The following is a 14,611-nucleotide window of genomic DNA, read 5'->3' as shown; positions in this document are numbered from 1 at the left end:
ACCTGAGGCAGATTTCACATTTTGGAGCTCAACAGAGATCTCATCCCCATCGGCAACACGCTCTTCCAGAGTGGCCGTATCAACAGCCGCATTGAGCGAGAGAGTTGTCACACCTGACGCTGACGTGTTTACGGATGTCACAGTCCGTGTTTCATCCGTGTCGCCAAAATAGACAGTCGCGCCAACGTAGAAATCGCCACTGCTGGCTGCACTGACTTCGATTTCGGTGCTTGAAATGATCGGTGACTTGCGGGCTTCAAAGCTCGTAACACCCGACAAAACACTTGAATCAGTGACTGTGAAGCTTGCGCCATCTTCGGAGACTGACGTGATCTTGGTGTTGAGTGCGTTACCGTCGGAATCAAAGAGGTCCATGCCAACTTCAAAGCCGCGCTGCGCGCTGTTGATTTCAACGTCACTGCCTGAAACCGAGAACTGCTGCAGCTTGAATGAGTTGAGTGAGATAATGTCCAAGGTACCCGAGGCCGATGTAGCATCATCCTCAAGCTTAATTTCTGTCAGCTTTCCCGAGCTGTCATATACAAGTTCGGTCACTTCCGAGCTGAAGTTGTCGCCAATAAATACGGTACTACCGATGCCGACCGAGTCTTCAAACTCCCCAATCTGAGTAGCCGTGGCGGCAGAAAGGTCAATCCCTGTTGAAACCACTTGGTATCCATCTCCATCGCCAACTCGTACGTACTCTGGTCCAAATGATTTGAAGTCGCCAGCGCCCAGCGCGATGGGCGCTGCCAGCCGCACGCGATCACCTGTAACAGTAACACTCTCCGCTTCGCCGCTGGGATCTTCCAAAAGAAAAGAGCCACCGGTTACAGACAAAACCGTGCTGGTGTTGGTGTTGGTCCCCGCAGTGGTCAGGCTATCGAACACAATTGGCGAGCCGAGTGAGATCAAGTCAGCGCCAGTCTTGCTAAGATCAATATCTTGAAAAACGTATGTACTTCCAGATTTGAAAAAATATGGCGATGCCAGTTTTTGATCGATCTCTATCAAATCAAGTGACTTAGACTGCAGCGCAAGGCTTTAGTTGCCAAGGCGAACGGCCGGATCGCTGCCGCCCTCGCCGCCTTTTACCGAGTTACCGGCAAAAACAACGTTGGACAGTGTCAGCGCTGCGCCCTGATCAACGAAGAATACACCATACACCACCAAGACCTGCACCGCCGCCAGACCCGTTGCCGCCGTATGTCTCAAAGCCAGTGAAGACTGTCGCTGCGCCGTCTGTCGTCCCGATTTTTACCGAGCCGCCTTCGTAGCGATCAAGTGTGATTGAATCTGTCGCATCGCCGATCGTCAGAACACTGCCTGTGTTGCCGAGGCTTGAGTCGATCAGGAAGCCGCCAGCGCCCTGACCATCGATGATGACCGGTGAGGCCTCTTGCGCAAGCGACGCCGTAGGAACGGCACCGACCAAGCTGGCAAAAACAACCGAACGGCTCAGAGCCGATGTTGACTTCAATGAGGCGTTCCCGCTCACAAAGGCCATGGCCGAGCGTTGCCCCAGCGCGTTCAACGAACACGACACAGCGCGACCGCAAACTTTTACAACTTTGTATCCAACTTCAAAAAGGCAGGCCTTCATTTCGTTCTCCATATTCAGACAGTGCAACGCGGCACAAATTCAGCAATGAGCGCTTCTCAGGTTCTGTGTCGGAGGCAGGCAGCTTTGGGAGGCGTGGTCCGTGCGGACCAGCAAGCAAAGCCTGCATTGGTCGCACCAAAGGGGCGCTAAACGCCCCTCAGACAAATCCGCATCTCCAAATCCACCCTGCTTATGGCCGCCCTGTCATCCAGAGCTTCAGCACATCTTCATGAAGCGCTGACAGCCATGCGCATTGCTTTCGCACACAGTAAAAATCACTGCTGACCCGTACATTGAGAAACAAAGCTGAGAGGGTGATCTCTTCGGAGGAAGGTGCGTGTCTTTCGGGGCAAATGACTCGAATGAGAATTTAATATACCGAAATTTAAAAAAATCGGACTTTTGGACAATCCCGCTCTGACAAAGACGTCTCTCTTTTCAGAAACATCCCAAAAATATCAATACTCTAGGATCGCCAAACCCACTGGCAGACCCTGAACCGTTGGGCCGAACAAAGGCACCAGCTGCCCTTTTAAAAACAGCCTTATCCGCAAGTGACACCGGGACAGAAAGCTGGTGGCTTTACCCTATGAGCGCTTTGCAAGCACAGACTTTGAGCAAATGGGATGCCGACCAAGCTCGCGGGCCAGACTGTCGCGATAAGCGGCTTTTTATAAAGGAGATTCTGTAGTGCTTCGATCCAGCTCAAGAGATCGAAAACCTACTCTTTTACCTAAAAGGCAAGGGAGTAAGTGGTGAGCCGTGATGGGTTCGAACCATCGACCTACTGATTAAAAGTCAGTTGCTCTACCAACTGAGCTAACGGCCCACTAGGCGGCCTATCTAGAAAGAGACGGGGGGGCGGTCAACCCCGAAAAGTAAGGAAATGTTGGCGGATGCTGGATTCTGTCACAGAGCGCGCGTATATGCGGCCTATGAACACGCGCAAAACACATATTCCTTTCATGAAAATGCACGGTTTGGGCAATGATTTTGTGATCATCGACTCTCGCGGGCAAAAAAGAATCATGACCGAGCCACTCGCCCGCGCCATGGGCGACAGGCATCGCGGCGTGGGATATGACCAATTGACCGAGATCAGCGATACGCCCGAGGCCGATTTGCACCTTACCTTCTGGAACAGCGACGGCTCGCAAGCTGGCGCCTGTGGCAACGCAACCCGCTGTGTTGCACGCCACGTGATGGACGCCACGGGCAAGACCGAGCTGCACATCACCACGGCGCGCGGCGATCTTTACGCCATCGATGCTGGCGCGGGGGTGACTTCGGTCAACATGGGGCAGCCCATGACCGCTTGGGAGCAGATCCCGCTGGCAGAAGAAGCAGACACGCTGGCGCTGCCTATTGAGGGCGCGCCTGTGGCCACCAGCATGGGCAACCCGCATTGCAGCTTCTTTGTGGCCGATGCCGAGGCCGTCGATCTGGCCAGCTTTGGCGCGGCGCATGAACACCACCCGCTCTTCCCCGAGCGCACCAATGTGCAGGTGGCCAGCCTCATCGGCCCGGATCACCTTCGTATGCGCGTCTGGGAGCGCGGTGTGGGGCTGACCGAGGCATCCGGCTCATCGTCCTGCGCTGTGGCTGTTGCCGCGCACAGGCGGGGCCTGACAGGGCGCAAAGTGCGCATTGATCTGGACGGGGGCACGCTGATGATTGACTGGCGCGATGATGGTGTCTGGATGACAGGCGAAACCGCCCATGTGTTTGACGGGCAGTGGAAGCTATGAGCGCGCCCAAGTTCACCACACTGGGCTGCCGCCTCAACGCCTATGAGACCGAGGCGATGCGCGAGCTGGCCGCCGAGGCGGGCTTGAGCAACGTACAAGTCATCAACACCTGTGCCGTCACGGCAGAGGCTGTGCGCAAGGCCAAGAAAGAGATCCGCAAGCTCGCGCGCGAAAACCCGGACGCACCCATTATTGTGACTGGCTGCGCCGCACAGACCGAGCCTGAGACATTTGCCGCCATGGCCGAGGTGAGCCGTGTTGTGGGCAACCACGAGAAGATGCAGCCCGACACATGGCAAAGCCTCGCACCCGATCTGATTGGCGAGACCGAGAAGGTCATCGTCAACGATATCATGTCTGTCACCGAGACGGCGGGCCATATGATTGACGGGTTCGGCACGCGCTCCCGCGCTTATGTGCAGGTGCAGAACGGCTGTGACCACCGCTGTACTTTCTGCATCATTCCTTACGGGCGCGGCAACTCGCGCTCTGTGCCTGCGGGCGTTGTTGTCGAGCAGATCAAACGGCTTGTGGGGCGCGGATTTAACGAGGTTGTGCTGACGGGTGTTGACCTGACGAGCTGGGGCGCAGACCTGCCCGCAACGCCGCGCTTTGGCGACTTGGTGATGCGCATTCTCAAGCTTGTGCCCGATCTGCCGCGCCTGAGGATTTCCTCCATCGACAGCATCGAGGCTGATGACAACCTCATGCAGGCGATTGCGACAGAGCCGCGCCTGATGCCGCATCTGCACCTGAGTTTGCAGCATGGCGATGATCTTATTCTCAAGCGGATGAAGCGGCGGCACTTGCGCGACGATGCGATCCGCTTCACCGAAGAGGCGCTGAAGCTGCGCCCCGAAATGACCTTTGGTGCCGATATCATCGCAGGCTTCCCGACCGAGACAGAGGCGCATTTTGAAAACTCGCTCAAGCTGGTGGAGGATTGCAAGCTGACATGGCTGCATGTTTTCCCCTACTCGGCGCGCGAAGGCACGCCTGCTGCGCGGATGCCTGCCGTACATGGCGCGGCCATCAAGGAACGGGCTGCACGGTTGCGCGCCGCCGGAGAGCGCCGCGTGGCCGAGCACCTTACGGCGCAGCAAGGCAAGCGGCACTCTGTCTTGATGGAGAACGCCCACATGGGCCGCACCGAGCAATTTAGCGAAGTGCTTTTTGCACAAGCTCAAACCGAAGGGAGCATTGTGCCTGCGCAAATTACCGGGCAGGACGGCGAACAGCTTTTGGCCGAAGCGCTCGCCTAACCTTTGGCGCCCTGCCCGCGCGCATAGATATCTTCATAGCGAATGATATCATCTTCGCCGAGATATGAGCCTGTCTGCACCTCGATCAGCACCATCGGCACTTTGCCCGGATTTTCCATGCGGTGCTTGGCCCCAAGCGGGATGTAGACACTTTCATTCTCGGACACGAGCTTGACCACATCATCAACCGTTACTTTGGCGGTGCCATGCACAACGATCCAGTGCTCCGAGCGGTGGTGGTGGCTTTGCAGGCTCAGCGCTGCGCCAGGCTTTACGACGATGCGTTTGACCTGAAAACGGTCGGCCAAAGCCAGCGTTTCAAAGCTGCCCCATGGCCTGTGATCACGCTCGAAGCTCTCGGCTTGCTTTGCGCCCTTGGCCTTGAGGGCACTGACGGCAAGCTTCACATCCTGAGTGCGACTTGCATCGGCCACAAGCACCGCATCTTTCATGGCGATCACGGTCAGGTTCTGGACGCCAATGGCCACCAGTTCCTGTGTGTCACTTTCCGCGCGCAGGAGCGTGTTTGCACAGTCAATCGCTGTGACAGGGCCAGAAGTGGCAACGCCTGCCGCGTCAGGCTCCATCTTTTCCTGCACAGCGACCCAGCTCCCAAGATCAGACCAGCCTGCGCTATAAGGCACGACCGACAGGTTGGTGCTTTTTTCCATCACAGCGTAGTCGATCGAGACATTTTCTGCTTTGGCCCAGGACTCAGGTGCAAGGCGTAAAAACCCGAGGTCTGTCTCGGCGGCGTCCAGCGCGGCGCTGACGGGGGCGATGAGCGCAGGCGCGTGAGCTTCAAACGCTGCGATCATGTCACGCGCGGCAAACAGAAAGATACCCGCGTTCCAAAGGTAATGTCCTGCATCCAGCATCTCTTGGGCACGTGATGCGCTGGGCTTTTCAACAAAGCGTGCAAGCGGCACCGGCCCCTGCCCTGTAGGTGCGCTGGCAAGCTCAAGGTATCCGTAGCCCGTTTCGGGCCTGTCAGGCGTAATCCCGAAGGTGACCATACGGCCCTTGGCCACATCGGCCAGCCCTGCCTGTGCCGCCGCCTGAAAGGCGGCCGTATCGGGGATAACATGGTCAGACGGTGCAACGAGCAAAACAGCCGCCTCATCTTTTTGCACCGCCAAGAGAGCCGCCGCCAGAACAGCGGGGGCGGTGTTGCGCCCCTCGGGCTCGATGATGACAGCGCCAGGGTCGATCCCGGCGCTCAACAGCTGTTCTGTGACGATAAAGCGGAAGTCGGCCCCTGTGAGCACCATCGGCGCTGCATAACCTGCCCCCGAAAGTCTCTTGGCGGCGGCTTGAAACAGGGTTTCTGGCCCCAGAAGCTCGGTAAACTGCTTGGGGTAACTTTTGCGCGAGAGCGGCCAGAGCCGTGTGCCTGAGCCGCCGGCAAGGATAACAGGGGTAATCTGGGACAATGCATTGCTCCACTAAACTGGTTAATTTTGCCACATATTGCCCAAAACAGGCAGACATAAGGCCATCAGATGGTCATTCTTGACACCAACGCCCCTAGAGTGGCGCGGTGATAAAGGCAGGTGCTGTGCCCGCCGCCAGAAAAGTCTGGGCCGTGTTCAGCGCCTCGCGGATTGTCACATCCATATCAAGGTAGCGATAGGTGCCAAGACGGCCTACAAATGTGACCCCTGAGGTTGCCTCTGCCAAGGCAACATACTCTCCCAAGAGCGCTTTTTCCTGCACTTGGCGGATGGGGTAATAGGGGATGTCATCTGCCCCGCAGGCGCGCGCATATTCGCGGTAGCAAACAGAGCCTTGGTGGCTCTCCCAAGGGCTAAAATGCTTGTGCTCGGTGATGCGCGTATAGGGCACGCTCTCTTCACCATAGTTCATGACAGCACAGCCCTGATAATCGCCCTCATAGGTGAAGCGCTCAAAATCAAGCGTGCGGTAGCCCAAGCGGCCCAACTCATAGTCGAAATAGCCATCAAGCGGGCCTGAATAAAAGACATGGTCATAGCCTGTCGCATCGGCGCTTGCGAACACTGTTTCAAGCTGAACTGTGATGCGCGGATGATCAAGGATGCGTTCCACCATGGCTGTATAACCGCCTTCAGGCATCCCTTGGAAGCGATGGAAAAAGTAGTTGTCATCATAGTTGAAGCGCACGGGCAGGCGCTTGAGAATAGAGGCCGGGAGCCGGGAGGGCGAGAGGCCCCATTGCTTCAGCGTGTAGCCCTTGAAGAAAGCTTCATAAAGGTCAGGCCCGACAAAACGCAGCGCTTGCTCTTCAAAGGTTTGAGGATCTGCGATTGTGCTGTCCGCCTGCGCTTCGATGAAGGCGCGGGCCTCATCAGGGCGTAGTGTTTTGCCGTAGAACTGGTTGATGGTGTGCAGGTTGATCGGCAGCGAAAAGACCTGGCCGCCTGACGTGGTCTTCACGCGGTTCTTGTAGGGTTTGAACACCTCAAAGCGGTTAACGTAAGACCAGACCTCTTCATCATCGGTGTGGAAAATATGGGGCCCGTAGACATGCACCATAACACCTGTGTCAGCGTCGCGTTCTGTGTGGCAGTTGCCCGCCACATGCGCACGGCTGTCCACGATGTGAACGTCATGGCCCGCCTCGGCCAGCTCGCGACCTATGACAGCGCCTGACAGGCCTGCTCCGACAAGTAAAAGCTTCAAGACTCTCTCCCCAAAATTCTATCGTGCAGCAAGATAGCCGCCGCGCGACAGCTCAAGCACCAAAGGCGCAACGGTCTTTTCCAGAAACGTAGCACTGTCCTTTGGGAGCTTAAGCTCGACCAGGACAGCATCAGACGGCGGCTTGGCTTCCTCAAACAACAGCGGGGCGCCAAACCAGTCTCGAGCCAAGGCAGCGTTGCCTTTGGCAAAGACTGAAAGTAAAGCTGCGCGCCGCTCAGGTGCCAGCAGGATTTCAGCTGCATCTGTGTTTTGCGCCGCTCTTGCCAAAACATCTGTCAGCAGCCCGCGCTTGGCTTCGGGCAAATGGCTTGTGTCGATCTGCGCCAAGAGCGCGGCCATCTGCGCGGGCAAACGCATATTCAGGCGGGGCATGTTGCCAAAATCCAACCTCTCATCAAGCCCGAGCATCGCGCAAAAAGCTGAGGGTGGCATCTGCTCTCTCTCAAAAACCGAAAGGCGCACAGACTCTGCGCCCACGGCGTCTTTCATGGCGGCCACCTCCTGCGCATGGTCAAGCCAAGGGACAACCGCAGCAAGGTGAGACAGAGCGAGGTCAATATCTGCGCAGGCGCCATCACCGCTCAGCAGGAGGCTTTCCAAAGCATCGTCTTGCTGGCGCAAAAACCGCGTGAGCGTGAGCGGCACAGCAGCGGACAGTTCTTTGAGATATGTCACGGCCTCACTGGCGAGCAGGCATGGCGCAAGCAGGATAATATGTTCAGCTTCGCCCGCGGCCGAGCTGATTGCCTCGACTGTCTGCGCAGCCGTCTCTCCTTGGCCAAAACGGCGCGCCACATCAATATCCGGCAGATAGACAGCACCTTGCACGGCCAAAGCCTCACGGCTGGCTTTCAAAAAAGCATCCAGAGAGCGGGTCGCCGCGCGCCTCGGGCCAATGTGCAGGGTAAGTCTGGGCATGGTAAAAATCACAATCTGCTTAAAACTTCTGGGTCGTTCAGCTTTCTAAAACCTATACAAATCTTCCATATTCAGGCCGCTACCTCCTGTAGCGCCTGCTCTGACAGCCCCGCAAGAAAAGCGCGTGCGACCGGATCGCCCAGCTCTGCATCAGCCTTGGCGCGCAAGGCCGGAAGGGCCTGCACCGCAGCGTCAGTGGCCGTCATGTCGGGGGCAACAGCCATTTGGGAGATGTCTGGAAAGAACGGCACGCGACCACTGGTCTGGCTCAGCCAGTGATGGGTGTCTTCAAAGCCGCGCAAGAGTGTGCCGCGCGCCTTGCCGCCCAGCATATCAACCGAGCTGTTGACAGGTAGGGCAAGCCCCTCTGCGGCCCGGGCCAGAAAAGCGCGCAGGTGCTTGGCGCTCTCAAGTGGTATCGCCGCAAGCGCGAGGCGGGCAATTTCAAACACAGCGTGCGGCAGGCTGGGGTTGGCTTTGGTCTCAAGACCTGTGAGCCCTGATGTATCAAGCCCGGCTATCTGGAAGAACCGCTCAACAGTGCCGCCTGCGGCCTTCACCTCGCCATAGGGTGCAAGCACAATACGCGCTGTGGGAAAGGCCCGCAGCCAAGGCTCAAGTGCGGCGCGATACTCTAGGTGAACGGTGCCGAAGTAGGGCTCAACACCCGTTTGGCGAAGCGCGGCAAAGGGCTGTCCGAAGCGCAGCTTCTGTGTCTGCCACGCGGCCAATGCCTCATCAGGGCGGCGCACCACAGCAAAAATTGTCACATCATCTGCTCCAAACCGCTCGGCAAACACACGAGGGACATCAGGGGCCATGAGCGCGGCGCGTGCCAGATCTTCAGAGCAGAACACGAGTGTCTGCGCCGCAAGATGCTCTGCAAGATCCTGAGCCAGAAACAACGCATCAGAGGAGGCAAAAGTAGGCAAGTGCCCCTGAGGGACTGCAAACCCGGCGACACGCTCGCTGATCATCTGATAGGCCAACGCATTGTGGCCCATATAGTCGTTCAGGCGCAGCGGGCGCGCCGCAGACGGGCGCAAAAGATCGGCCATAAACCGTGTAACAGCCTGCGGCGTCACCGGCGGAAACAGGACACCCCTCTTGGCAAGCGCAACCTGATTGGCCAGCAAGACACGCTGCAGGCTGGTTGAGCCTGTCTTGTGTAAGCCTAGGCAGTAGATCTTTTTCATGGTCGCCCCGTTTTGCTTAAACGCTTGTTGCCTGTCCCGCCTCAGTCTTTGGAGATCATCGTTTTGACGCGGCGCATCGGTGCGGTCACCCGCCAGGATGTGCTTTGATAAAGCCCGTCTATGACGCCATGCGCCTCAGACAGCTCGCGCTTGAGCTCTTCGATGTGTTGGCGTTGGGTCTCGTTTTGCTTTTGAAGCCCGGACAAGCCAGCCTTATGGCTTTGCGCCTCTTCCAGCATTCTCGTCAAAGCAGCCGTTTCTTCAAAACGGGTGCGGGTTTGCGCCTCTACAGCAAGCGACAGCTTGGTCACCTCTGCCTGCGCCGCTTCAAGCTCCGCTCTAACGGCCTGAATAGCCTCACCCTCGGTCTCGGCCTGCGCCTCCCTTTGGCGCGCCGCCTCTAGCTGGTGCGTTAGTTCTGCAGTTTCTTCAAAGCGCGTGTGCGTCTCTGCTTCAAGTGCGGCTTTGGCCTCGGCCTCGCGAGCTTGCGCTGCGGTGAATTCCACCTTCAGAGCCTCAAGCTCAGCCGCGCCTGCCTCAAGCTGGCGCGTCAACTCTGCTGTCTCTTCAAGGCGCGCGTGTGTCTCTGCATCAAGTGCGGCTTTGACCTCGGCCTCGCGAGCTTGCGCTGCGGTGAGATCCACCTTCAGAGCCTCAAGCTCGGTCGCGCCTGCCTCTAGCTGGCGCGTTAGTTCCGCTTCTTTTTCATCCCGCTGACGCTGCTCGACCTCAAGCGCAGCTTTGGAGGCGGCAAGGCCTTCTTTCAGCGAGTTTGCCTGTTTCTCAGCTTCAAGGCGGTGCTCCGCCTCCGCTTTTTGCAACTCAGCCAGCTGTGATTGATACGCAAAGGCCTCACTCTGTGACACGGCAACCTTTCGGCTGCGTTCCTCATAAGCCTCTTCCAAAGCTTTGATTTCGGCTTCAACTGCCGCGACCTTTTTCTCGGCATCTTTTACCGCGGCACGGGTTTTGCTGAGTTGAGGCTTCAGGGCTGCATTGCTGGCAACCGCTTCCAAGCCTTGACCAAGCCTGCGGAAAAACAAATCAACCTCACCAGGCACTTCCCCGCTGGGGCAGGCCTTGAGCAAAGCTTGAAGACGCGGCGGGTGTGCGCCGCCCAAGGGAACTACGGCAAGGCCTTTGCCCGAGCGAAACTCAAGTCGCTCGCGCCCGTTCAGGAAAGCATCAATGCGCGAGAGCTGCGAAGGTGCTCCGGCCAAAGCTTCGATGCCATGTAAAATCAAAACACCGTTGGGTTTTAACCGCTCCAGCCACTCATCGTAGGATGGCTGCTCAGCCTCTCCCAGCTCACACAGGTCTACCAACAACAGATCAAGGCTGTGAGACCGCAGGCTTTGTAACATGGCGTAGGGGTCCGCGACGGCCGCAAGTGTAGACACGTCATTGTAGAACTGTTCACCGTGCTCTTTGAGGGCTTTGGGAACTTCCAGCGCCCCGGACTTGCCAGAAGAGCCAACCCAGCTGCCAAGCCCGCGACAGCGCCCGGGAATGTTCTGCTTGTCCATCCCCTGACAAAACGCAAAATGTGCAACACCCGCACCAACGCCGCAGGTTGCCACCTGGCGGGGCTGAAGCGCGGCAACAATCCAGAACAGAAAAGGCACATGCGCCATCAAGGGCGTGTCTCTTAAAAACCGTGGACGCCAGAAAAGTGTCTCAACCGTTGCTGGAGCGAAAAAATCATCTGCTCGTTTTGGCAAACTGTTGTCTGTGTGCGTCAGGCTCATACTGCCTACCCCCGTTACTCATACTTACCTTGCTCGCGAGGACACACCCTCTTGAACACATCTACGACAGCTGGTGCTTCCAGCCTTATTCTTTTCACTACAGAAGCTCTTAACGGAAAGCCAGTTAGCGTTTTCTAAACAAACCCCCGATAGTTCTCGCAATGAGACCCTCAAATTGACAAGTCAGCGGGGGCATGAAAAGAGGAAAACAAGGCTCCAGCGGTGCCTTGTTGTAAACGAGTAATTTTTAGTGAGTACTGCCATGACGCACCCCACCCTAGACTCCGCCCGCATTGCTATCATCGGTCTTGGCTATGTGGGGCTGCCGCTCGCAGTTGCCCTCGGCAAGCGCTACCCGACATTGGGGTTTGACCTCAATGCAGCACGTGTCAAACAGCTGGAAAGCGGACATGACTCCACCGGTGAAGTCGACGCGGCAGCGCTCAAATCTGCGCCGCTGCTCAGCTACGCTTGTGACGAGGCCGCGCTCAAGGATTGCAATGTTTTCATTGTGGCGGTTCCAACGCCGATTGATTCTTCCCGGCGGCCCAATCTCGCGCCCCTGATCTCGGCCTCAGAAATGATTGGCCGTGCCCTGAAAAAGGGCGATGTCGTTATTTACGAATCTACCGTCTACCCCGGCGCAACCGAGGAAGACTGCCTGCCCGTTGTCGAAGCGGTCTCAGGCCTAAGCTACAACACCGACTTTTTTGCAGGCTACAGCCCAGAACGCATCAACCCGGGTGACAAAGAGCGCCCCCTGACCAAGATCATGAAAGTCACATCGGGATCGACGCCCGACGTCGCTGACTTTGTAGATGCGCTCTACAACAGCATCATTGAAGCCGGCACATTCAAAGCCGCTTCCATCCGTGTTGCCGAAGCGGCAAAAGTCATCGAAAACACCCAGCGCGACGTGAACATCGCCCTGATAAACGAGCTCTCCATCATCTTCTCGCACCTTGGCATCGATACAAACGATGTCATCAAAGCCGCGGCCACAAAGTGGAACTTTATCCGCCTCCAGCCCGGCCTTGTGGGCGGTCACTGCATCGGTGTTGATCCGTATTACCTGCTCCATAAATCTGCCTCAAAAGGCTATATTCCGGATATTATTCGCACGGCTCGAGAAATTAACGATGGCATGGCGCGCAACGCGGCCTCGCGGCTTGTAAAAGCCATGATCGAAAATGACCAACACATCAAAGGCGCAAAGGTGTTGGTGTCTGGCTTTACCTTCAAGGAAAACTGCCCCGATATTCGCAACACCAAGGTGATTGACCTGATCCATGAACTCGAGAGCTACGGCATGGATGTTCAGACGGTTGACACATGGGCTGACCCTGCCGAAGTGGCCGCAGAATATGGCCTGCAGATCGCGGGTTCTCTGCCCACTGGGAACAAGGGTTTTGATGTGGCCATTCTCACTGTGGCACATGAAGATGTCGTGTCGCAGGGCAGCGCAGGGCTGCGCGCACAGCTGAAAGACAATGGCCTGATTTTTGATCTCAAGGCCGTCTTTCCAGCAGATGAGACCGATATCAGGCTATAATTTGTGAGCGAGGCGCTGGAAAATACGCTCGAGCAGCTCCACCAATCAGGCCTGTTTGATGCTGAGTGGTATTGCGGGGCATATCCGGATGTTGCCTCCTCAGGCCTTGAGCCTGCACAGCATTATCTGCGCTACGGATTTCATATGGGGCGCGACCCGTGCGCAGGGTTTTCAACCATGTTCCACCGCTGCGCCTTTGCGGCCGTGATCGGCGACGACGAGCCTGTGACAGCTCTGGCCCGCTTGAAGGCTCCAGAGGCCGAAAGCGCAAAAGTTCTGCAAGCTGCCTATCTTGCCTCGCGCACATCGGGGCATACGCTGGCTCTGGAGCTCGCAGAAAAACACCTCGCACCGGCACACCGCCACGGCCTGAATATCTTGCGTGCCAATCAGTCGCTTTCAGCTGGAAAAACCACTGACTGGCTGGCCGCACTCAACAGCTATCTCGCCCATTTTGCGGCACCTGACCTCAGCTTGACCCAGACAAGTGGACCCCTCTTTGACAGGCTCTCTGCGGCCACAAGGCCCGCGCCGATCACCGACGGCCCGCTGGTATCTATCCTGATGCCGGCCCACAACGCAGCACACAGCCTCGAGCGCGCGGTGCGCTCAATTCTCGAGCAGAGTTGGCGCAACATTGAACTGATTATTGTGGATGATTGCAGCAGCGATGCAACGCCAGAGAAGCTTGCCGCCCTTGCAAGAGAAGACGCCCGCATCAAGCTACACCGCAACGCGCTCAATGTTGGGCCCTATGTGTCCAAAAACATCGCACTGGGCATGGCCACAGGCCGCTGGATTACCGGACATGATGCCGATGACTGGGCCCACCCTCGCAGGATCGCCGACCATATGGCCAGCGTCACCAGTGGCCCCGAAGTGCTTCACCCTGCAAGCCTGACCTATATGGTGCGCATGCAGGCCAACGGGTCTTTCGCCAACTTTGACAGCGTCAATGACTTCTCCCCTGATGGCATCACACGCATCGCCTCCATCTCGGCTCTGTTTGAAGCGGATCTTCTGCGCAACAAACTCGGCTACTGGGACACAGTGCGCGTGGGGGCCGACAGCGAGATGATCGGACGCGCCACGCGCCTGCTTGGTGCCGGCTTTGCCCGGCTGGAGCAAATCGGCATGATCTGCCTGTCCTCGCCCGACACGCTCACACAGCACCCAAAACTTGGCGTGCGCGCAGCCGATGGCACCCTCTCCAAAGCACGGCTGCAATATGAAGCCATCTGGAAAGCCCTGCACAGCCACATGAGAGCCGAAGACCTGTTTTTGCCCTTTCCGCAAACCAAACGGCGCTATGCTGGCGCCTTTGGCTTTGACGTCCCTGACCGCGAGGTTGCCCAATGCCTCGCCCCGCCCGCCGAATAAACCCGAGAGAATAGCTTTTCATTCACACACTTGAACTATAGAAAATACCTGCGCGAACAGCCTGTTTTGGTTCGGCAGTGTGAAAGAGGTACCTGTTATGAGCGACATAGATAAACTCCGCGCCAGCGAACACTTTGACGCAGAGTGGTACCTCACCCAATACCCCGACGTCGCCGCACTGGGCATGGACCCTGCCGAGCACTATCTGAAGTATGGGGCATCCCTGATGCGCGACCCAAGCGCTGATTTTTCAACACGGTTTTATTTTGACACACACCCTGGAAAATGGCGTAGCAATAGCACCCCTCTGACTGACCTTGAGCAGCGCCTTGGTGGCAATATGAAGCCTGAAGAGCGCAGCATCCTGTGGGCCGCCTATACTGTGGCTACCTACGGCGGCATCGACAAAGCAATTCGGCTCGTCGAGACACATGCCCCGCGCCATCTTGCTCACACCGCTACAATCCTTAAAGCCAACAAAGCTTTGCAAGCAGGTTCGTATGATGACTGGCTCAAACACCT

The 14,611-nt window shown here is 57.2% G+C and carries 11 protein-coding genes, 1 tRNA gene and 1 pseudogene; 5 read left to right on the top strand and 8 right to left on the bottom strand.

Annotated features, from left to right (window positions below):
• The 3 genes from ACTG3X_RS14195 to ACTG3X_RS14185 all read right to left on the bottom strand — a co-directional run.
• On the bottom strand, positions 1-762 hold a 762-nt coding region (locus ACTG3X_RS14195), incomplete at its 3' end, for a hypothetical protein (protein WP_439111933.1).
• Positions 763-1,144: 382 nt separating this feature from the next.
• Positions 1,145-1,603 (bottom strand): hypothetical protein, encoded by a 459-nt coding sequence (locus ACTG3X_RS14190; protein WP_439111932.1) that lies wholly within the window; start codon positions 1,601-1,603, stop codon positions 1,145-1,147.
• 753 nt (positions 1,604-2,356) lie between these two features.
• Positions 2,357-2,432 (bottom strand) — tRNA-Lys (locus ACTG3X_RS14185).
• A 67-nt stretch (positions 2,433-2,499) separates the two neighbouring features.
• On the opposite strand from ACTG3X_RS14185, the gene dapF reads away from it, so the two are divergent.
• Positions 2,500-3,351 (top strand): diaminopimelate epimerase, encoded by an 852-nt coding sequence (dapF, locus tag ACTG3X_RS14180; protein WP_439111931.1) that lies wholly within the window; start codon positions 2,500-2,502, stop codon positions 3,349-3,351.
• Positions 3,348-4,613, top strand: a complete 1,266-nt coding sequence (gene mtaB / locus ACTG3X_RS14175) for a tRNA (N(6)-L-threonylcarbamoyladenosine(37)-C(2))-methylthiotransferase MtaB (protein WP_439111930.1) — start codon at positions 3,348-3,350, stop codon at positions 4,611-4,613. The genes dapF and mtaB overlap by 4 nt, the downstream gene beginning before the upstream one ends.
• Here mtaB and ACTG3X_RS14170 read toward each other — a convergent pair.
• The 5 genes from ACTG3X_RS14170 to ACTG3X_RS14150 all read right to left on the bottom strand — a co-directional run bounded on the left by ACTG3X_RS14170 (position 4,610) and on the right by ACTG3X_RS14150 (position 11,043).
• On the bottom strand, positions 4,610-6,046 hold the full coding sequence (locus tag ACTG3X_RS14170; protein ID WP_439111929.1) for a mannose-1-phosphate guanylyltransferase/mannose-6-phosphate isomerase: 1,437 nt from the start codon (positions 6,044-6,046) through the stop codon (positions 4,610-4,612). The two genes, mtaB and ACTG3X_RS14170, sit on opposite strands and share 4 nt — an antisense overlap.
• A gap of 94 nt (positions 6,047-6,140) precedes the next feature.
• A complete protein-coding gene (glf, locus tag ACTG3X_RS14165; protein WP_439111928.1) occupies positions 6,141-7,274 on the bottom strand; it encodes a UDP-galactopyranose mutase in 1,134 nt (377 codons plus the stop codon).
• Between the two features lie 18 nt (positions 7,275-7,292).
• Positions 7,293-8,213, bottom strand: coding sequence for a hypothetical protein (locus tag ACTG3X_RS14160; protein WP_439111927.1), 921 nt, complete (start codon positions 8,211-8,213; stop codon positions 7,293-7,295).
• A 71-nt stretch (positions 8,214-8,284) separates the two neighbouring features.
• Entirely contained in the window at positions 8,285-9,409 is a 1,125-nt protein-coding gene (locus tag ACTG3X_RS14155; RefSeq protein ID WP_439111926.1) for a hypothetical protein, read from the bottom strand.
• Between the two features lie 41 nt (positions 9,410-9,450).
• Positions 9,451-11,043, bottom strand: coding sequence for a class I SAM-dependent methyltransferase (locus ACTG3X_RS14150; RefSeq protein ID WP_439111925.1), 1,593 nt, complete (start codon positions 11,041-11,043; stop codon positions 9,451-9,453).
• Positions 11,044-11,419: 376 nt separating this feature from the next.
• Between ACTG3X_RS14150 and ACTG3X_RS14145 the strand changes: the two genes are divergently transcribed.
• The 3 genes and pseudogenes from ACTG3X_RS14145 to ACTG3X_RS14135 all read left to right on the top strand — a co-directional run.
• Positions 11,420-12,709 carry a nucleotide sugar dehydrogenase gene (locus ACTG3X_RS14145; protein ID WP_439111924.1) on the top strand — a complete coding sequence of 430 codons (1,290 nt, stop codon included), beginning with the start codon at positions 11,420-11,422 and terminating at the stop codon, positions 12,707-12,709.
• A 3-nt stretch (positions 12,710-12,712) separates the two neighbouring features.
• Positions 12,713-14,089: a glycosyltransferase family 2 protein gene (locus tag ACTG3X_RS14140; RefSeq protein WP_439111923.1), complete on the top strand. Its 1,377-nt coding sequence runs from the start codon at positions 12,713-12,715 to the stop codon at positions 14,087-14,089.
• 97 nt (positions 14,090-14,186) lie between these two features.
• Positions 14,187-14,611 (top strand): annotated as a pseudogene (locus ACTG3X_RS14135) (hypothetical protein); the annotation flags it as partial.

It is taken from the genome of Lentibacter sp., from assembly GCF_965658795.1.
Lineage (GTDB): Bacteria > Pseudomonadota > Alphaproteobacteria > Rhodobacterales > Rhodobacteraceae > Lentibacter.
This window is presented reverse-complemented; position numbering and strand designations above follow the sequence as displayed.

Coding starts and splice junctions, on each gene's coding strand:
- ACTG3X_RS14190 (WP_439111932.1), bottom strand. CDS start 1,603: ATGAAGGCCTGCCTTTTTGAAGTTGGATACAAAGTTGTAAAAGTTTGC.
- dapF (WP_439111931.1), top strand. CDS start 2,500: ATGCTGGATTCTGTCACAGAGCGCGCGTATATGCGGCCTATGAACACG.
- mtaB (WP_439111930.1), top strand. CDS start 3,348: ATGAGCGCGCCCAAGTTCACCACACTGGGCTGCCGCCTCAACGCCTAT.
- ACTG3X_RS14160 (WP_439111927.1), bottom strand. CDS start 8,213: ATGCCCAGACTTACCCTGCACATTGGCCCGAGGCGCGCGGCGACCCGC.
- ACTG3X_RS14155 (WP_439111926.1), bottom strand. CDS start 9,409: ATGAAAAAGATCTACTGCCTAGGCTTACACAAGACAGGCTCAACCAGC.
- ACTG3X_RS14150 (WP_439111925.1), bottom strand. CDS start 11,043: ATGGCGCATGTGCCTTTTCTGTTCTGGATTGTTGCCGCGCTTCAGCCC.
- ACTG3X_RS14145 (WP_439111924.1), top strand. CDS start 11,420: ATGACGCACCCCACCCTAGACTCCGCCCGCATTGCTATCATCGGTCTT.